The 18,065-nt window shown below is 52.5% G+C and carries 19 protein-coding genes and 2 tRNA genes; 11 read left to right on the plus strand and 10 right to left on the minus strand.

All coding sequences use genetic code 11. From position 1 onward, the window contains the following. Positions 1-582 precede the first annotated feature (582 nt). Both PMIT1303_RS12325 and crtR read left to right on the plus strand, forming a co-directional pair. Positions 583-664 (plus strand) — tRNA-Leu (locus PMIT1303_RS12325). 46 nt (positions 665-710) lie between these two features. Continuing rightward, a complete protein-coding gene (gene crtR / locus PMIT1303_RS12330) occupies positions 711-1,748 on the plus strand; it encodes a beta-carotene hydroxylase (RefSeq protein ID WP_063398908.1) in 1,038 nt (345 codons plus the stop codon). Here the strand turns inward: crtR and gatC are convergent, their stop codons facing one another. Further along, entirely contained in the window at positions 1,749-2,042 is a 294-nt protein-coding gene (gene gatC / locus PMIT1303_RS12335) for an Asp-tRNA(Asn)/Glu-tRNA(Gln) amidotransferase subunit GatC (protein ID WP_011827016.1), read from the minus strand. It abuts the gene before it with no gap. Beyond that, positions 2,039-2,827: a creatininase family protein gene (locus tag PMIT1303_RS12340; RefSeq protein WP_063398909.1), complete on the minus strand. Its 789-nt coding sequence runs from the start codon at positions 2,825-2,827 to the stop codon at positions 2,039-2,041. The genes gatC and PMIT1303_RS12340 overlap by 4 nt, the downstream gene beginning before the upstream one ends. A 583-nt stretch (positions 2,828-3,410) precedes the next feature. On the opposite strand from PMIT1303_RS12340, the gene PMIT1303_RS12345 reads away from it, so the two are divergent. From PMIT1303_RS12345 to PMIT1303_RS12355, 3 genes are all read left to right on the plus strand, one after another. Continuing rightward, a complete protein-coding gene (locus tag PMIT1303_RS12345; protein WP_063398910.1) occupies positions 3,411-4,412 on the plus strand; it encodes a DUF481 domain-containing protein in 1,002 nt (333 codons plus the stop codon). Between the two features lie 210 nt (positions 4,413-4,622). Then, a complete protein-coding gene (locus PMIT1303_RS12350) occupies positions 4,623-5,291 on the plus strand; it encodes a DNA-3-methyladenine glycosylase (RefSeq protein ID WP_063398911.1) in 669 nt (222 codons plus the stop codon). Next, the gene (locus tag PMIT1303_RS12355) at positions 5,288-6,334 is read left to right on the plus strand and encodes an aspartate carbamoyltransferase catalytic subunit (protein WP_063398912.1); all 1,047 of its coding nucleotides are present in this window, start codon (positions 5,288-5,290) and stop codon (positions 6,332-6,334) included. Before PMIT1303_RS12350 ends, PMIT1303_RS12355 begins: the two co-directional genes overlap by 4 nt. Here the strand turns inward: PMIT1303_RS12355 and PMIT1303_RS12360 are convergent. The 4 genes from PMIT1303_RS12360 to PMIT1303_RS12375 all read right to left on the minus strand — a co-directional run bounded on the left by PMIT1303_RS12360 (position 6,277) and on the right by PMIT1303_RS12375 (position 8,931). Beyond that, complete coding sequence (locus PMIT1303_RS12360; RefSeq protein ID WP_063398913.1) at positions 6,277-7,788, minus strand: NAD(P)/FAD-dependent oxidoreductase; 1,512 nt, start codon at positions 7,786-7,788, stop codon at positions 6,277-6,279. The two genes, PMIT1303_RS12355 and PMIT1303_RS12360, sit on opposite strands and share 58 nt — an antisense overlap. A 79-nt stretch (positions 7,789-7,867) precedes the next feature. After that, complete coding sequence (locus tag PMIT1303_RS12365; protein ID WP_063398914.1) at positions 7,868-8,209, minus strand: DUF565 domain-containing protein; 342 nt, start codon at positions 8,207-8,209, stop codon at positions 7,868-7,870. A 168-nt stretch (positions 8,210-8,377) separates the two neighbouring features. Further along, positions 8,378-8,578, minus strand: a complete 201-nt coding sequence (locus PMIT1303_RS12370; RefSeq protein ID WP_011131171.1) for a hypothetical protein — start codon at positions 8,576-8,578, stop codon at positions 8,378-8,380. Between the two features lie 280 nt (positions 8,579-8,858). Continuing rightward, positions 8,859-8,931: transfer RNA gene (locus PMIT1303_RS12375), tRNA-Ala, on the minus strand. 58 nt (positions 8,932-8,989) lie between these two features. On the opposite strand from PMIT1303_RS12375, the gene PMIT1303_RS12380 reads away from it, so the two are divergent. Both PMIT1303_RS12380 and coaBC read left to right on the plus strand, forming a co-directional pair. Further along, the gene (locus PMIT1303_RS12380) at positions 8,990-9,229 is read left to right on the plus strand and encodes a DUF2555 domain-containing protein (protein WP_063398915.1); all 240 of its coding nucleotides are present in this window, start codon (positions 8,990-8,992) and stop codon (positions 9,227-9,229) included. Continuing rightward, the gene (gene coaBC, locus PMIT1303_RS12385; RefSeq protein ID WP_063398916.1) at positions 9,219-10,505 is read left to right on the plus strand and encodes a bifunctional phosphopantothenoylcysteine decarboxylase/phosphopantothenate--cysteine ligase CoaBC; all 1,287 of its coding nucleotides are present in this window, start codon (positions 9,219-9,221) and stop codon (positions 10,503-10,505) included. Before PMIT1303_RS12380 ends, coaBC begins: the two co-directional genes overlap by 11 nt. On the opposite strand, the gene PMIT1303_RS12390 is transcribed toward coaBC, so the two are convergent. Beyond that, the gene (locus PMIT1303_RS12390) at positions 10,478-10,804 is read right to left on the minus strand and encodes a hypothetical protein (RefSeq protein ID WP_063398917.1); all 327 of its coding nucleotides are present in this window, start codon (positions 10,802-10,804) and stop codon (positions 10,478-10,480) included. The genes coaBC and PMIT1303_RS12390 overlap by 28 nt on opposite strands. A gap of 95 nt (positions 10,805-10,899) precedes the next feature. Here PMIT1303_RS12390 and PMIT1303_RS12395 point away from each other — a divergent pair, with 95 nt between their 5' ends. The 4 genes from PMIT1303_RS12395 (at position 10,900) to PMIT1303_RS12410 (ending at position 15,630) form a co-directional block, all read left to right on the plus strand. Next, positions 10,900-11,739: a photosystem II manganese-stabilizing polypeptide gene (locus PMIT1303_RS12395; RefSeq protein ID WP_063399005.1), complete on the plus strand. Its 840-nt coding sequence runs from the start codon at positions 10,900-10,902 to the stop codon at positions 11,737-11,739. 155 nt (positions 11,740-11,894) lie between these two features. Continuing rightward, positions 11,895-13,067 (plus strand): sulfate adenylyltransferase, encoded by a 1,173-nt coding sequence (gene sat, locus PMIT1303_RS12400; RefSeq protein WP_063398918.1) that lies wholly within the window; start codon positions 11,895-11,897, stop codon positions 13,065-13,067. 45 nt (positions 13,068-13,112) lie between these two features. Next, the gene (gene ftsH3 / locus PMIT1303_RS12405; protein WP_063398919.1) at positions 13,113-14,960 is read left to right on the plus strand and encodes an ATP-dependent zinc metalloprotease FtsH3; all 1,848 of its coding nucleotides are present in this window, start codon (positions 13,113-13,115) and stop codon (positions 14,958-14,960) included. After that, positions 14,944-15,630, plus strand: coding sequence for a bifunctional 4-hydroxy-2-oxoglutarate aldolase/2-dehydro-3-deoxy-phosphogluconate aldolase (locus PMIT1303_RS12410; RefSeq protein ID WP_063398920.1), 687 nt, complete (start codon positions 14,944-14,946; stop codon positions 15,628-15,630). The genes ftsH3 and PMIT1303_RS12410 overlap by 17 nt, the downstream gene beginning before the upstream one ends. Positions 15,631-15,700: 70 nt before the next feature. On the opposite strand, the gene PMIT1303_RS13845 is transcribed toward PMIT1303_RS12410, so the two are convergent. The 3 genes from PMIT1303_RS13845 to aroC form a co-directional block, all read right to left on the minus strand. Continuing rightward, positions 15,701-15,913 carry a hypothetical protein gene (locus tag PMIT1303_RS13845; protein WP_063398921.1) on the minus strand — a complete coding sequence of 71 codons (213 nt, stop codon included), beginning with the start codon at positions 15,911-15,913 and terminating at the stop codon, positions 15,701-15,703. A 50-nt stretch (positions 15,914-15,963) separates the two neighbouring features. Next, on the minus strand, positions 15,964-16,755 hold the full coding sequence (locus PMIT1303_RS13850; protein WP_063398922.1) for a hypothetical protein: 792 nt from the start codon (positions 16,753-16,755) through the stop codon (positions 15,964-15,966). An 86-nt stretch (positions 16,756-16,841) separates the two neighbouring features. Next, on the minus strand, positions 16,842-17,930 hold the full coding sequence (gene aroC, locus PMIT1303_RS12425) for a chorismate synthase (protein ID WP_011131162.1): 1,089 nt from the start codon (positions 17,928-17,930) through the stop codon (positions 16,842-16,844). Between the last annotated feature and the right edge of the window lie 135 nt (positions 17,931-18,065).

The raw sequence follows: 18,065 nt of genomic DNA on the forward strand, positions 1-18,065 counted from the left end.
GAGCCTGTCACCGATGCTTGCCAGTGAGGCAAACAGTTCTTTGAAACTCTCAGTGGTGAGAGGTTCAGGACTTTCTCCTGATTCAGGGCTGGGTTCAGATCCCTCCGCTGATGTGATCTCGTTGGCCAAAGCTGAGTCTTGGTCAGCGTTGGGTTTTGGCCGCAGCCGTTCCATCAATCCCTGGAGGGTGCTGCCCAGGTTTGCGATAGAGGCTCCTAGTTGCTTGAGGCTGGTGGTCCATCGCTCCCGAGAAATCAGCCCTTGCTGATCATCCGCACTGAGTTGTTGCCAGCGGTTTTGGGCGACTTCTACCCCGAGCCTGCTCACGAGTAGTGCGCCACAGATCACTGCCAGCATTGGGGTCCCCTGCAAGCGGTCGCTGCTGGTGATCAGCCCCAGCCCCAGCATGAGCACCACAGCTCCCCACAGCCCGTCACGGGGGCGACTGAGTTCAGTGGCAAGCAGCGGTAGCAGCAGTACTGCCAGGCCGAGCAGGAGAGAGAACTCCCCGAGGAGTGTGGCCAGCATCTTTGGCACAACGGTGTAGGCCCATTCTGGAGTGGTGTTTAGAGTTCAGTACGTGCCCATCTGGCGGAATTGGTAGACGCGCTGGTTTTAGGTACCAGTGGCTTAGGTCGTGGGGGTTCAAGTCCCCCGGTGGGCATCCTTTTTAAAGCCCTTGGTTTGATCAGGGGGTATGTTTCCATTTGATGACTCAGGCACTCTCCAACCCGGATCCTGTTGAGGCTGAAGCCAGCTCCAAGTCGGCCTCTCAACAGCTAACGGTGCCGAAGGAGTACCTTGATCCGCCTTCCCCTTGGAATCCCACCGTGGGATTGTTCCTGGGCGGTTATGGCTTGGCGGCTCTAACGATTTGGCAGTGGTGTTTTGGTGATTGGCCTTTACAAGTTCTGGTGGCATTGGCGTTCTTCGCCTTGCATATGGAAGGCACGGTGATTCATGACGCTTGTCATAAGGCGGCTCATCCGAATCCTTGGATTAATCAGGCCATGGGTCATGGTTCAGCAATTTTGCTGGGCTTTAGTTTTCCTGTGTTCACAAGAGTGCACCTTCAGCATCACTCACATGTGAATGATCCCAACAATGATCCGGATCACATTGTTAGCACTTTTGGCCCGCTTTGGTTGATTGCGCCGCGGTTTTTCTACCATGAATATTTCTTCTTTCAACGACGTTTATGGCGTCGCTTTGAGCTGATGCAGTGGGGACTTGAGCGAGGTTTTTTTGTTTCAATTGTGATCGCTGGTCTTCATTTTGACTTCATGAATTTTGTTTATAATTGTTGGTTTGGCCCTGCTTTAATGGTTGGGGTCACCCTGGGCCTTTTCTTTGACTATTTGCCCCATCGTCCCTTTACTGCACGGGACCGTTGGCATAACGCCAGAGTGTATCCAAGCAGGATGATGAATTGGTTAATCATGGGTCAGAATTATCATCTTGTTCATCATTTATGGCCGTCTATTCCCTGGTTTGAGTATAAGCCGGCCTACGAAGCAACAAAACCTTTATTGGATGCCAGGGGATCACCTCAGCGGCTCGGATTTTTTGAAAGTCGAGCCGATGGCTTTAATTTTCTCTATGACATCGTTTTGGGTGTCCGTAGCCACACAGCACGTCGTAGCAAGATGCGTCCACTAGCCAAATTGATACCCAGCCGCCGCTGGCGGAGACGTTGGATTGGTTTATTGCATCGCACTGCTGTCTTGCCAGAACCCAAGAAACGTTGATTATTCGGCCAAAATTTTTGGCACTCTGAAGAAGTCGCCTTCGCGTTGAGGGGCAAGATTTAGAAGTTCTTCGCGTACTGGTGTTGCAGACACCTCGTCAGTACGCGTCACATTCACCACTTCTACTGCTCGCGTGGTGGGCTTTACGTTCGTGGTATCAATTTCTTCAAGCTGGGCCACGTAAGCAAGGATTTTCTCTAACTGCTCTGTATAGGTCGCGATCTGATCATCTGGCAGGTCTAGGCGAGCTAGCTGGGCCACTTTGCGTACGTCTTTGGCGGTGATCTTGCTCATGCTGCGGTAAGGAAGCTTGTTAGATCTTCGCTCAACGCGGTAGCCGCTGTCTCTAGCAATGAGGCACCATGCTCTGGCTTAGCGAGATAGGGGTTTGAACCCATGCGGCCATCAGGATGCCGTCGGCGGAAATCCTCCGGGCCGTGGATCGGTCCTGCAGGGGCAGGCTCCGCTAGAGGCCGTTGTTTGCTGAGCAGACTGGGTTCTATGTGCAAGGTGAGAGCAATTTCGCTGGGAGTGGCGTGCTGGCCTTCTTGATCGCCATATAACTCTCTGGCTGCGCGAAAGACAGAGCCCGCCATAAACCAGTTGGCCAGTTTGCATCGCAGTTTGGATGCCACGGGTAGGTCGTTGCTGATGGCGCTGCTGTAGGCCTGGGCAAAGGCGGCTTTAGTGGTGGCGATATTGCCGCCATGCCCGTTGATCACAAAGATCCGCTCGAAGCCATGGTTGGCAAGGGATATCACGAGATCGTGGATCAATGTGAGCAAAGTGGCGGGTTTTAAGCTCATCGTTCCGGCGAAACCGAGATGGTGTTCAGCCATCCCGAAGGCTTGGGTCGGTGTGACAAGCACCCCTGTGCGACGGCCGACTTCAAGAGCTACTGCTTCAGCGGTGAGTGCATCGGTGCCAATTGCGCCAGTGGGTCCATGTTGTTCGGTGGAGCCAAGTGGCAGGATCACGCCTTTGCAATGGTTCAGATAGTCGTCCACTTCTGGCCAGCTACGCAGGGCTAGGCGAATGGAGTCAACGTTGTTGACGGCGCCGGGCAGGGTGGAGGACATGATGGGGAGGGATGCTTTGACGAGGGCTTATTGGGTGCTGCTGTTGAACCAATGGCTTTGTTGTCGCAGAACTTGGGTTCTGAACAACAGCATGGCGGCCACGCAAAAAATGTGTCGCTCAATCAGAGGACGCTTTAGTTGCTGATGCTTTTCAAGCTGCCTGTAGGGCGTAAAAATCTCGGCTCAGTTGTTCATGGAAGCGGATCGATCAGAGATTCAAGCTTTGGATGAAGGTGTTGGCGATGTTAATCAACGGTAAGAGAGGGAATCAGAGCTCTCGCCGCAGATTGTGAAGTTATGGATTCTTTCGGTAGTTGATAGCTCAAGAGCGTTTGCCCTAATTGGGTCACTTTTGTAATGGGTTTTCTCTTGCAATGGTGATGCATGAGTTCTTGATTGGAATGGCTTGTTCCAGATTTATTTGCCATACTGGGGTCTGTTGCTTGTGGTTTTAGTTGAATATTTAAGGACAATTCTTTTGAATCTAATTCAGATCGCTGCAGGAGTGGGCTCAGATTTTGGGCTGATAGTGAACATATGAACTTATTGTTTAAGGGCTAGTCTCTGAGCTTAGAAGGCTTACATGAGAGGCGTTTTCGTTTATAGTGTTGACCGTGCTCTTGCCCAGTCTTTGACCTATCTTTCATCCTTGCTGGCTAAGAGGGTTTATGCTTTTGCTGTCATTGGTGCAATGATTGTTCCTCAATATGCACGAGCTGAAAATCTTACATTTAAACTGATTAACGGAGATGTGGTCAGTGGCGAGTACTTGCCAGAGGAAAGTAGCAATAAGGTGAAAGTCCTTCTTAGTCCTTATTTTGGTCGCATGGAGATTGATGCCTCTTTGATTAAACCAGAGCCCACTCCATCGCGATGGCTCAGCTCGGTTGACGTAGGGATTGATGGATCGAATACGGGAGATGATTTGTCATTTGGCTATTCTCTTTCGGCTTCCACTCGTTTCAAGGGAACGGATCATGAGTTGAATGCTTCGGCGAACTTTGACTTTGATAAGAGTGTAGATGCTGAAAGTGTGTCAACGATTGACACCAATCAAGGCGCATTCTCTATTCGCTATGACAGAATTTTATCTTCTCCTAAGTGGAGTACATATGCCTCCACGGATTACACTTACAATGCACTCAATGATGTTGGTGTTAACACGAATGTTTTTTCAGTTGGTGTTGGCTATAAGGTTTTAGATAATAAGAAATTATCTTTAAGAGTCTCTTTAGGCCCTTCTCTGATCTGGTTTGATGGTGGCTCTGGTTGCAACACAGGCGATTACGTTTCGGATGGAATTGCATTAGAAAAATACTGCGGTGAGATCATTCCATCTGGAACAATCGGGGCTGCCATAGAATGGGATGTGAATGAGAAATTTCGACTGTCAATTAAAGATCAATTGACAGGATCATTCGTCAATGGCATGGCGGCAGGAAATGATTTGAGTGGTACGCTAAAGTTTTCCCCTTCCAAAGACTCTAAATTTTATATGTCTTTAGTGGCTCGGCTAATTTATAGCGCTCTTCAATCACCTGATATTAACAATACATTTAACTTTAAGCTTGGCACAGAGTTTTAATTCTTCTAGAAGAAATAGAAGCAAGAGTAAACGTGTTTCATCAGTTCGACAACAGCTTCCCTTTGCGTTTGATTTTAGGCTCAATAAATCACTGAAGGTTGGTGTCGTCTTTTGCTTTGGCGAGATAAGCTTTGAGTTGTTCTTCTGACATCAGGAGAAGGGATTTGATAACTCAATAGTCTCTTCTGTAATCAGCGTTGTCAGACTTGGGTGAAGAAGGTTGTCTCTCTAGCCACTCCCATAGCCACTCAGCCCATTACCAAGATTTTCCAAGCTCTACCCCACGCCTTCTTCTGCCGCCCTGCAGAGCTGGTGGGACCTGAACTGATTGGCTGTTTATTAGTGAAACGCCAAGCGGATGGAAGTTTGCTCTGGGGCGTGATTGTGGAGGCAGAGGCGTATTCACAAGACGAGCCTGCCTGCCATGGCTATCGCCGCCGCTCACCGCAAAACGAAACGCTGTTTGGTGAGCCTGGTCGTTTTTATGTCTATGTGAGCTATGGCATTCACCACTGCGTCAATGTGGTCACCGATCGTGCTGAATGGGCCAATGGCGTTTTGTTGAGGGCGATTGCACTGCCGGACGAACCGGAACGCGTCGCGGCGGGTCCCGCTTTATTGGCGCGTCGTTTTGGTTTGGATCGCTCCCATGACAGAGCAGCCGTCACGGGAGAGAATGACGTGTGGCTGGCACCTAGGCCGGCTGTTTTCAGTACGCCAACGATTGTGAGCACAACCAGGATCGGTATCTCTCAAGGACAAGACATTCCTTGGCGTTGGTATCTCAAGAACTGTCGCAGCATTAGTCGCCGTGCCAAGGGAGATCGCACGCCTCCTTTGCAACAAGCCTGGGCTCCTGTTGCCAGTGATGGCCAATGAGCGGCTGGTCCCATCGACACATCCTTGATCTGGCCAGCTTTTCTCGTGAGGATTACACCTCTGTTCTGGAGCTAGCGCATCGCTTCCGCTCCATGCCTGTCACGGGTGCGCGCAAGTTGCCGGCGTTGCAGGGGCGTTTAGTGGCAACGTTGTTTTTTGAGCCCAGTACGCGTACCCGAAGCAGCTTTGAGTTGGCGGCGCGGCGTCTTTCGGCTGATGTGCAGAGTTTTACTCCAGCCAGCAGTTCACTCAGCAAGGGAGAGACTTTGCTTGATACAGCGCGCACCTATGTAGCGATGGGGGCTGATGTGTTGGTGATTCGTCATAACTCGACCAGCGTTCCCGAACAACTTGCTTGTGCTTTAGATCGTTCAGGCGAACGCACTGCCGTGCTCAATGGTGGCGATGGGTTGCATAGCCATCCCAGCCAGGGATTGCTTGATCTCTACACCCTTGCTCATTATTTCGATCCGCAGAATCCCCTGCCTGAAGCCATGCAAGGCCGAAGGATCGTGATCGTTGGAGACGTTCTCCATTCACGTGTGGCGCGATCCAATCTTTGGGCACTCACTGCCTGCGGTGCTGATGTTGTGTTGTGTGGTCCGCCGAGCCTGGTTCCTCAAGATTTTGTGGCTTTTGTCGAGGCGCCACCTCCTGGTCAATCCCATGACCCTGTTCAACATCGTGGTTGTGTGGAGGTGGTGCGAACTCTTGAGGAGGCGTTGCCTGGTGCGGATGCGGTGATGACTTTGAGGTTGCAGAAGGAAAGGATGCATCAGCATTTGCTTACTGATCTAAACCGCTTTCATCGTGATTATGGGCTCACCCACGAGCGCCTCAAGTTATGCGGGAAGTCTGTACCTCTGCTCCATCCTGGGCCTGTGAACAGAGGGGTTGAGTTGGGTGGATCATTACTGGATGATCACTCCATCAGTCTTGTCGAAGAGCAGGTGCGCAATGGCATTCCTATCCGCATGGCCTTGCTTTATTTGATGGCAGCTGTTGAGTCTTCCCCAGATCCTTCCTTAGCAGCCATCGGCTGAGGATCTATGCCTGCGATCTGAGTGCTGTAGTACTTCATGGCGGATTGTAGTGCTGCGTCCGGTGCTGCGATTGAGGGGCCTAAACCAGGCTGCATTGGGAAATGAGCATCTGGGGCATCAATGTCGATGTGCTGGCTGGGCATTCCCGTGAGCAGCATCGATGAGCGTTGTTGAGACACCAAGGCGACTAACCACTTAAAAAGCAGCGTGATGCGGTTCTCCGGGTTGGGCATGAAGGCCAAGTGGGCAAGAGCCCAGCACATCCAGCCAATCCCTCCTGAGAATTTGAAGCCACGTAGATCTGCCACCGCTGCTACACGATCAAGAACCGCCATGCTGCCGAAATCAAACCAGTTGAATGTTGGCCGGGATGACCCGCTCACTAGTGCAGCGATATCTTTGCCCACAAATCCGCCTGCTTGCGTAGCTGGGCCGGCCATGCCAGGTAGGGGTGTCTGATTGGTTGTGTGCCGATAGGAGCAGAGGTCTCCAACAACTCGTATTTCGGGATGGCCGGCAACGGAGAAGTCTGGTTCCACAACGATTCGCCCCCCCTTGTCGAGTTCACAACCGATCGAGTCGGCCAAATTGCGGCCGAGGTGCGAAGGACGCACGCCAGCGGTCCAGATCACGGTTGCGGCCTGAAGACACTGATCACCATTCGGGGTGCTAATCATTACCTCGCCTGGTTGCATGGACTGCACCCTGCCTTTGAAAACCATTTCTACACCGAGTGATTCGAGAGTCGTGCGGGCTGATTTCGACAACATTTCAGGCATGGCGCGCAGCACCCTTTCGCCAGGATCAACCAAGTAGATCTTGGTTTGGTCCGGATTGAGTTGTTTGAATTCACGGCGCATGGCATTGCGCATTAACTCAGATACGGCTCCTGCCATCTCGCAGCCAGTGGGCCCTGCACCCACAATCACGACGCTCTGTAGGAATTGACGGGCGTTGGGGTCGGGTGTCTGTTCGGCCTGTTCCATCGCCATCAGCAGTCGACGCCGGATTTCTTCGGCGTGCTCAAGGATTTTCATCGGTGGAGCAAAGCTGCGCCATTCCTCATGCCCGAAGTAGGTGCTGCCAGATCCGGTGGCGAGCACGAGGTAGTCGTAACTCAAGCGTTTGTTATTGAAAACGATCTGTTTGTCTTGCGGATTGAGCTGGGTGACTTCACCGAGCAGAACTTGCACATTGAATTGCCTGCCAACCAATTGGCGTAGGGGGGTGGCAACATCTCCTTTGGAGACCAGGCCTGTAGCGACTTGGTAGAGGAGGGGTTGGAAGAGGTTGAAATTTCTTTTGTCGATCAGAGTGACGCGCACCTCTGTATTGGCGAGAGCTTTGCAAGCACGCACTCCTGCAAACCCACCACCAATAATCACAACATGGGGTGCACGGCGTAGGCGTTCTTCTGGTGGCTCTAATTCGAGGAAGAAGTGCTCTTTGCCCATGCTCCCTCTGATGATGGTGTTGCTTGAAGGATATGGAGCATGTTGGCAATTTCCTTTGAGGTCATGCTTCTCACTTAGATCACAACAACTTGAAGCCTTCTAGGAGCAGGCCGTAAAGCAGACCAATCCTTGCCATATCTAATAATTGACGTGCCAGAACGGCCCGTTTGGGAGCAGGCCACTGGCGCCGTAATCGCACCATCACTTCCCAAATCACCACAGTGAGAAGGGCCCCGATGGGGTCCATGAGGTCTAACGCGCCACTGATCGTTCCAACCGAGCTGCCTAACAGAAAGGTGATTAATAAAACGATCACAAACAATGAGCTTCTACGCCATGGGTTCACAGCCCAAAATTCCAGTCGCTCTCCTGCTTGACCAACACTGCGTTGAAAGCGAGTGAACTGAAGCTTTTGGGGCATAAGTAAAAACTGGCAGGGTTGGATTGAGTTGAACCCCCATCACCTAGCCTGGAATCCTGCCAGACCCTTTTGCAACACTTGGAGCGTATGTGTCTTCATTCTCTCCAATAGTTAGTGGATTTGAATAAAAAAGCTTGCTAGGCAGGGTGTGGCAAGTGATCTGGGCGATTAACTAGCTTCGGCTTTGGCTTTACGCGATGACTTGCCTTCGAGTAGCTCAAGCAGAGCTTCCATTTGTGCCATGACTCCACGCACCTCGCCTGCTTCGGGGAGAAGGCCATCTTCCATGACTCCTTGATGCATTTCTCGTAGCTCTTGGCGGATGTAGCGAAGATGACTCACCACCTGTTCACGTTTTGATTGCGACATTGAGGACCAGATCCTTCTTCACTCTCTTTTAACGCATGGACTGTCAAAGAGTGCTGGTGTCCGCATGTCAGATTTCCTGCAAGGGCAATTAAGGCAAATGTGAGTAGGGCTGAAGGACGTGTGATCACCGTCATCGTGACAAGACCTGCCAGTCCAATCAGGATCTGATGTTTGTGCTTACGGATACTTCGAAGAGGAAACTCCATGGCCTTAAGACTTGTCTAAGCGGATTTGCATCTGACAAGCCTCTCTATAGCAATCGATCTCGTTGAGACCTGAATGGAGAATAGGGGATTCGAACCCCTGACCTCTGCGGTGCGATCACAGCGCTCTACCAACTGAGCTAATTCCCCAGCGGCAGGAACCTAGCGTCCAGGCAGAATGGAGCCGCTCTTTACTTGAGCAAACTCCATGCGGAACTCCAAGCTGCTTTCCATGGATCTTGCTGGTGCGATTACTCCAGAACGTCTTGAGGCCTTTGATGATGAGGCAACTGCGGTACTTGCAAGGCGTCTTGAAGATGACGATTACCCCACTCCCTTTGCTGGGTTGGGCGATTGGCATCTATTGAGGGCTTTGGCGATTCATCGCCCTGAGCTGACAGCTCCATACGTGCATCTGATCGATCAGGAACCCTTCGATGAAGATTGAGGCGGCACGCCCTCTGATGGGTCGCCGTCTGCTTGTAGCAGTCACTGGCAGTATCGCGGCTGTTAAAACACCATTGCTGGTGAGTGCTCTGATCAAGGCCGGCGCTGAGGTGCGCTGTCTTGTGACCCCTAGTGCTGCTCGTCTAGTCAGCCCTGTTGCTCTGGCCAGTCTGAGTAGGCATCGCTGCTACCAGGATGAGGATCAATGGAATTCGAGCGAACCTCGTCCTTTACATGTGGCCCTGGCTGAATGGGCTGAGCTTGTCATTGTCGCTCCTTTAAGTGCTACGAGTCTTGCTCGCTGGACTCAGGGGCTTGCAGAGGGGCTTCTGGCAAGTTTGTTGCTGGCTTGTGAACGGCCGGTGCTTGCAGCGGCAGCAATGAACACTGCCATGTGGTCCAACCCTGCCGTGAGGAGAAACTGGCAAGAGTTGCAGACTGATCCACGCGTGCTGCCATTGGCACCTGAATCTGGGCTGCTGGCCTGTGATCGGATCGGGGATGGCCGCATGGCCGATCCGAAGTTGATTGAGCTGGCTGTGGTGAGTGGGCTTTTGCAGGCTGATGAGACAGGCAGGCTGCAACGCGATTGGCAAGGGCGAAGGTTGTTGGTGACCGCTGGATCGACAGTGGAGGTTTTGGATCCAGCCAGGCTGTTGATCAATCGCAGCAGCGGCCGTATGGGGGTGTTGCTGGCGCAGGCAGCTCGGCTACGCGGTGCCCAGGTGGATTTGGTACATGGTCCTTTGAAACTACCTCTTGCTTGGTTGGAGGGGTTGGCGGCCTATCCAGTGGCAAGCGCAGATGAGATGCAGAACATGCTGGCGCAGCTGCAGTCCAAAGCAGATGCAGTGGCAATGGCGGCGGCGGTTGCGGACGTCCGTCGGGTTAACCCTGCTCAGGCTGAGAAACTTTCGAAGGATTGCTTGCTTCAGTCTTTTTCTCAGGGCTGGGAGCAAGTCCCAGACCTTCTCGCCGAGCTCGTTTTAAGGCGACCAGTTGGTCAGGTTCTGCTTGGTTTTGCTGCACTAACTGGTAATGAAGCTCAGATTCAGCAGCTTGGTGAGGAAAAGCGTCTTCGCAAAGGCTGTGATCTGCTGATGGCAAATCCGATTGATCGCCCTGGTCAGGGTTTTGAGGAGGATTTCAATGGTGGTTGGTTGCTTGCTGCCGGTGGCAGCGTCCGTTCTTTACCTGTTACGTCCAAGCTGGCATTGGCTCATCAGTTGCTTGATGCCATTTTGGAGGTTCAGGTCCTGATTTCGACGCCATCTTGACCCAGTAGATCGATGAAAGTGCGCAGTTGCAGCCTTGGGATATATGGCCAGCCTCCGCTTTTTTCCATGGTCTGAAGCAGGGTGTAAAGGTCTTGACGGTCTTCCGGCAAGCTTTGGCGAAAGGGACCTTCCTGGATATCGCGATGGATCGTTTCAATCTCCCGCAGTAATGCGGGCAGGGTCTCTGCCTGTTTGAGCTCATTGGCCAACGCTCGTAGTTCAGCTGTCAGTGGGGCTATACGGCCTTTTATGGCGTCTTCGTTTGAGCTCGGTAAGCGACGGGTTGTTGAGAGGTGCAAGAGGCTAGCCGTAACGCCTATTTGTGCCCTGTAGGATCCAAACGATCATTTTGGGCGGTTCATCCCGCAGTTATCTGGCCTTTCGGCTTCTTCCCATGCTGTTTCGTCCTTTGCTGGCCCTGGTGCTGGCTTTCTGTCTCACCTTTGTAGCTGCCCCAAGCAGTGTGTCCGCCGCAATCACAGATGGCGCGGGCAATAGCGATTTCGTTGTTGGCAATGAACGCTCTAATGCACGTTTTGGCAACATCGTTAATACCGGTAGAGCAAACGATTGCCCAACCATCGCCGCTGGTTCAAGTGGATCCATCAGCATTGGTTCTGGCGATACTCTCAGCGACATTTGCTTGCAACCGACTGAGGTGCTTGTGAAGGTTGCTCCTACAAAGCGCAAAAAAGCTGATTTCGCTAAAACAAAGATCATCAGCCCATCCAATAACACCACTATTGAGCAGGTTTTCGGAGACATTTCTGGTTCTGGCGCCTTCGCTGAAAAGGGTGGTATTGACTTTCAATTAATTACCGTCCTCGCTCCTAATGGTGAGGAAGTGCCTTTTGTCTTCTCAGCTAAAGACATGCAGGTGGATTCAAACAGTTCTTCAATCTCTGTTGGTACTGAGTTCAAAGGCACAACAAGGACACCTAGCTATCGCACCAGCAACTTCCTTGATCCCAAAAGTCGTGCTTTGACTACAGGTGTTGACTATGCCCAAGGCCTCGTTGCATTGGGTGGTGATGACAAGGAGCTTCAGACTGAAAACGTCAAGCGCTATCTCGATGGCAAGGGTCAAATCACCCTCTCTGTCGATAGTGTTGACGCTGGCTCTAATGAATTTGCTGGCACCTTCGTGGCATTACAGACTGCTGATACAGACATGGGTTCTAAGGAAGCTCGTGATCTCAAGATCTCTGGGGTCCTCTATGGCCGTAAGGGCTGATTAGAAGACTTCTCATCGTTCCCAATCCCAATCAACTGAATATTTTTCAAGGGGGTCTATGGACCCCTTTTTTTTGACCATGCTTTAGTTGCGCCTGGTCTTAGCAGATAAAAACCATCCGTCTGGGAGAATCTCCCGGCATCCCCAGGCTTGTCATGATTGCCAGTCCCTCTGCATCTGCCCAGTCTCCAGGCGTGATCGCCCCCTATGGAGGGAAACTGGTGGATTTGATGGTGGCCACTGATCAGCAGGAAGCTGTCAAGGCCAGTGCCAACCATGTGTTGGAGTGCTCAGATCGCAATGCTTGCGATCTGGAGTTGCTTGTCGGTGGAGGCTTTTCGCCTGAGCGGGGCTTTATGCATCAGGGTGATTACGACGCTGTTGTTGCAGGCCATCGCACTCTTTCCGGCTATCTTTTTGGCCTGCCAATCGTGATGGATACCGATCGAGAGGATGTAGCGATCGGTGATCGGGTATTGCTGAGTTACAAGGGTCAGGATTTAGCAGTTCTTCAAGTCGAGGACAAATGGGAGCCCGACAAGGTGGTGGAAGCCAAAGGTTGCTATGGCACCACCTCTCTAGAGCATCCCGCTGTGCGCATGATTGCCACTGAACGCAAGCGCTTTTATCTCGGGGGCACCTTGCAGGGTTTGGAGTTGCCCAAGCGTATTTTCCCTTGCAAGAGCCCTGCTCAGGTTCGGGCGGAACTTCCTTCCGGGGAGGACGTTGTTGCCTTTCAGTGTCGCAATCCCATTCATCGCGCTCACTACGAGTTGTTTACGCGAGCCTTGCATGCCAGCAATGTGAGCGAGAACGCTGTTGTGCTAGTGCATCCCACCTGTGGACCAACTCAGCAGGATGATATCCCTGGTGGAGTACGTTTTCAGACCTATGAGCGGTTGGCTGCTGAAGTAGATAATCCACGCATTCGCTGGGCCTATCTTCCCTATGCCATGCATATGGCAGGTCCGCGCGAAGCCCTGCAACACATGATTATTCGCCGCAATTATGGATGTACCCATTTCATCATCGGTCGTGACATGGCCGGATGTAAGTCCTCCCTTAGCGGCGATGACTTCTATGGCCCTTACGACGCGCAGAACTTTGCACAGGAATGTGCAGTAGAGCTGGCAATGGAAACGGTCCCCTCGTTGAATCTTGTTTTCACTGAAGAGGAGGGCTACGTCACTGCCGAGCATGCCGAGGCTCGTGGATTACATGTCAAGAAGCTCAGCGGTACGCAGTTTCGCAAGATGTTGAGAAGTGGCGAGGAGATCCCTGAGTGGTTCGCCTTCCGTAGCGTGGTTGAGGTGCTGAGAGCCACGTGATTCCCGGAGCCCGAATAACATTCTTTCATTACAGGCAGGAGAATCTTGGATAAACGCTGGCGCAACGTAGGTCTTTACGTTCTTCTGGTGGTCGTGGTCGTCGTGGTCGGCACGGCCTTCCTCGGCAAACCTGGCACGACTGAGCGGGAGACTCTCCGCTACAGCGAATTCGTTGAAGCAGTTCAGGACAACCAAGTGAGTCGTGTGCTGATCTCCCCAGACCAGGCCACCGCTCAGGTTGTTGAAAGCGATGGTCGACGCGCGGATGTCAACCTTGCCCCTGACAAGGACCTTTTGAAGTTGTTAACGGATCACAACGTTGATATTGCTGTTCAACCAACCAGCCAGAGAGGTGCTTGGCAACAGGCCGCCGGAAGTTTGTTTATCCCCTTGTTGTTATTGGGTGGACTTTTCTTTCTCTTCAGACGTTCTCAGAGTGGCGGCGGCGGTGGTAACCCTGCCATGAATTTTGGCAAGAGCAAGGCCAGAGTTCAGATGGAGCCGTCCACTCAGGTCACCTTTAGTGATGTTGCTGGGATCGAAGGGGCAAAGCTTGAACTTACCGAAGTCGTTGACTTTCTCAAAAACCCTGATCGATTTACTGCTGTTGGCGCAAAAATCCCCAAAGGTGTTCTGCTTGTAGGCCCTCCTGGAACTGGCAAAACACTGCTTGCCAAAGCAGTGGCTGGTGAAGCGGCGGTGCCGTTCTTCTCGATTTCCGGCTCGGAGTTTGTCGAGATGTTTGTTGGGGTTGGTGCCAGTCGAGTCCGTGACCTATTTGAGCAGGCCAAGAAGAACGCTCCTTGCATTGTTTTCATTGATGAAATTGATGCGGTGGGTCGGCAGCGTGGCGCTGGCCTTGGCGGTGGCAATGATGAGCGTGAGCAGACTCTTAACCAGCTGCTGACTGAAATGGATGGTTTCGAGGGGAATACCGGCATCATCATCGTGGCGGCCACCAATCGGCCTGATGTGCTCGATTCGGCGTTGATGCGCCCTGGTCGCTTTGACCGACAGGTTGTTGTGGAGCGCCCCGATTACAGCGGTCGCCTGCAGATCCTCAATGTGCATGCCCGCGATAAGACCCTGTCCAAGGATGTTGATCTCGACAAAGTGGCGCGGCGCACACCAGGCTTCACAGGGGCTGACCTTGCCAACTTGCTCAATGAAGCGGCAATCCTCGCAGCTCGTCGGGAGCTTACAGAAGTGAGCAATGACGAGATTAGCGACGCCATTGAGCGGGTCATGGCTGGTCCTGAGAAGAAGGATCGTGTCATGAGTGAACGGCGTAAGCAACTGGTTGCTTATCACGAGTCTGGTCATGCCCTGGTAGGAGCCCTTATGCCTGATTACGACTCAGTGCAGAAGATTTCCATCATTCCTCGTGGTCAGGCTGGTGGTCTCACATTCTTCACCCCGAGTGAGGAGCGGATGGAGTCGGGTCTCTATTCCAGGGCTTATTTGCAGAACCAGATGGCTGTTGCTCTGGGTGGTCGAGTTGCAGAAGAAATCGTCTACGGAGAAGACGAGGTGACCACTGGTGCATCCAATGACCTTCAACAGGTCGCTCAGGTTGCCAGGCAGATGGTGACGAGGTTCGGGATGAGCGACAAGCTTGGTCCGGTCGCTTTGGGGCGGTCTCAGGGAGGGATGTTCCTTGGGCGTGACATCGCCTCTGAACGCGATTTCTCTGAAGACACTGCAGCGATTATCGATGCAGAGGTCTCTGATCTTGTTGATGTGGCTTACAAGCGTGCCACCAAAGTATTGATTGACAATCGTTCTGTTCTTGATGAGTTGGCTGATTTGCTTGTAGAGAAGGAAACTGTTGATGCTCAGGATTTGCAGGAATTGTTGATCCGACGCGATGTAAGGGTTGCCGAATACGTCTGAGCGCTCTGGTGATTGCCTCTGGCTTGATAGGCAAGAGGTCTTGATAGCCTCACTACGGGCCCAGCCTTTGGTTGTGGTCTTGCGAAGCGAGCACGACGATCTTGAGGGATCTAGTTCCAAAGCTTCTTTGTTTGCGGTTTTCGAGCAGTTGCATCTTCTCGGAGTTCGGCATGTGGAGCTGGCCTGGTCTCCTCATCCTGGTTGGATGTCTTTGATGAAGGAGGTGCAGAAGTGCTTTGCAGGGCTCTGCCTGGGAGCAGCCTCTATTAGCTGTCCAGCAGGCTTGCAGTCTGTGGCAGAGCTAGGCCTTGCTTATGCCATGACTTCATATTGGGATCCCGACCTTCATCAGAAGGCGCGGGAAATGCATCAGCTCCTTGTGCCTGGGGTGTTCACTCCCACTGAGATTCAGCAGGCTTACCGTTGTGGATGCCGGCTCGTTAAGTTGTTCCCTGCATCAGTTTTGGGGATTGATTACTGGCGTCAGTTGGCTGGACCGATGGACTCTTTGCCCTTTGTGATTGCCGCTGGTGGGCTTACGGTGCAAGACTTCATCCCCTGGCTTAATGCGGGGTATGACGCTGTTGCTCTTGGGCGTGGGCTGGTTCAACAGGGTCAGCTTGACCCTGCATTGCAGGCTTATTTGAAGCCTCCAGCAACGACAGCCTAACTTCGACTATTTGTTGACATTTGATCGAGATGCTACATATAAGATAGCTATTTATTCTTCAATGTCTCAGCTAACCATCAAGCTCAGCGTTAAAGCCGATGCTCTGATCGCACAACTTCAGAAGGAGATCTTTAATCGTCGCCGTAAGAAGGTCAGCGCAGCTGGAGTGGTGGAAACCTTGGTCGAAAGCGGTGCCAAGTCTCAGTCGGACAAGCGCTTTGCGACGTCCTGGACCAATTTGATCAAGGACATCGAAAAGGCTGCCAAGCTCGCCAATACCCATGGCAGCAAGCCTTCAAATCTCACTGCTGATGAGTGGGCCATGGTGCTGACTCATCGCAGTCGTGGTCCAGGTAAATCAACGAGTAAGACTCCTGCAAAGAAGGTGTCTAGTGGAAAGTCTGCAGAGAAATCCAGTACGACGAAGGCTTCGACTACCAAAGCCCCCGCAAGGAAGGCTTCGACTACCAAAACCCCCGCAAGGAAGGCTTCGACTACCAAAGCTCCTGCGAAGAAAGCCTCTGCTGCTAAAGCCCCTGCAAAGAAAGCCTCTGCTGCTAAAGCCCCTGCAAAGAAAGCCTCTGCTGCTAAAGCCCCTGCGAAGAAAGCCTCTGCTGCTAAAGCCCCTGCAAAGAAAGCCTCTGCTGTTAAAGCCCCCGCGAAGAAAACCTCTGCTGCCAAGGCCTCCGCGAAGAAGTCTTCCAGCACATCAGTTGGCACGTCGCGACCAGCTCGCCGTGCACGCAAAGCTAGTGGGAGCAAAAGTATTGTTGCCTCCACGTCTGTAGCAAAACGCATGGCGAAGGCCGCTGGTCGCCTCGGGACCTCTGTCGTTAGCTCGGCGGTTGGCGCCAACGGTAGCGTTCCATTACCGCTCCAATGAGCACTTGATGCTTGGAGGTGACTGGTTGATCCAGTGCCTCCGTTTCGTCTTTTAAGGCCTCGGGCGAATGGGCAAAAACCGACGGTTTTGCCAGTCGTACTAAGAGGCCTTTTTAATTTTCGAGCCAGTGGTTTGGCGGTGGTGATCCCGCTGGTGATTAAGGCAATTCTGCTGTGGCGATCATGGTTCCATGGCTCGTGAATCAGCAGCATCACGAGGGAAGAGCGCCATTGGCAGCGCATGCTTTAACTATTTGTCGATGATGATTGAGTAGTAGGACCTTGTGAAGGGGGAATCATTGCTTGGTCTAGGTAGGCTCAGATTTGCTTTACCAGAGACTGCACTGTCCTTGTTGGCGTAAGAGGTGATCAGCGAGTACAAGGGACACCATGGCTTCAACTATCGGTACGGCCCTAGGCAGCACGCAGGGATCATGACGACCTTTGGCAGACAGTGTCGTGGTGTTGCCATCAGCGTCAATTGTTTGTTGATCTTTACGGATGGTGGCTGTTGGCTTGAACGCGACTCGGATCACGATGGATTCACCGTTAGTGATCCCTCCCTGGATGCCACCAGAGTTGTTGGTGGCTGTTCGTAGGCGACCATCATTGCTGGGGAGGAAAGCGTCGTTGTGCTCGCTGCCTTTTAGCAGGGTGCCGCCAAACCCCGAGCCGATCTCAAAGCCCTTGCTGGCAGGTAGTGACATCACGGCCTTGGCGAGGTCTGCCTCAAGCTTGTCGAACACAGGCATCCCCAGACCCATTGGGGCATTGCGTACAACACACTCGATCACACCACCGCATGAGTCGCCTTCACGGCTGATGGCTTCAATACGCTCCACCATTTGCGCTGCCATGACTTGGTTCGGGCAACGCACGATGTTTGCTTCGACGTCATCAATGCTGACGTCCTGGGCATTGATTTCGGCCTCCAGGGTGTGAATGCGTTTGACCCATGCCAGTACTTCGGTGTTATGGGCTTTGGTCAGTAATTGCTTGGCAATTGCTCCAGCGGCTACCCGCGCAATCGTCTCTCTTGCGGAGGCTCGCCCTCCACCGCTTCGAGCTTGGATGCCGTACTTCGCTTGATAGGTGGCATCGGCATGGGAAGGCCGAAATGCAACATTCATCTCCTTGTAGTCGCCAGGCTTGTGATCCTTGTTGCGCACCACCATGGCGATTGGTGTCCCAAGGGTTGTGTTGTTGAGCAGACCGCTGAGGATTTCGACTTGATCTTCTTCCTTGCGGGGTGTACTGATCTTGCTTTGTCCAGGTTTGCGTCGATCTAACTCGGCCTGAATCTTCTGTAGGTCAAGCTCAAGCCTGGGTGGGCAGCCTTCCACGATGACTCCCACGCCCCCTCCATGAGATTCACCGAAGGTGCTGATTCGGAATAGATCCCCAAAGCTGCTGCCCATCAAGAACTCATTCTTATTAGAGATTAATTAGTCGCTGCGCAGAGGGGAGATTGCTTTGCTCATCTTCAATTGATGCTGGGAGTTTCAGAGACAACGGCTTGCCTGATTAGTGCTTAGGAGAAGCGCAGTCATTGT

Origin of the sequence: Prochlorococcus sp. MIT 1303 (genome assembly GCF_001631965.1) — a bacterium.
Taxonomy (GTDB): Bacteria; Cyanobacteriota; Cyanobacteriia; order PCC-6307; family Cyanobiaceae; genus Prochlorococcus; species Prochlorococcus marinus_D.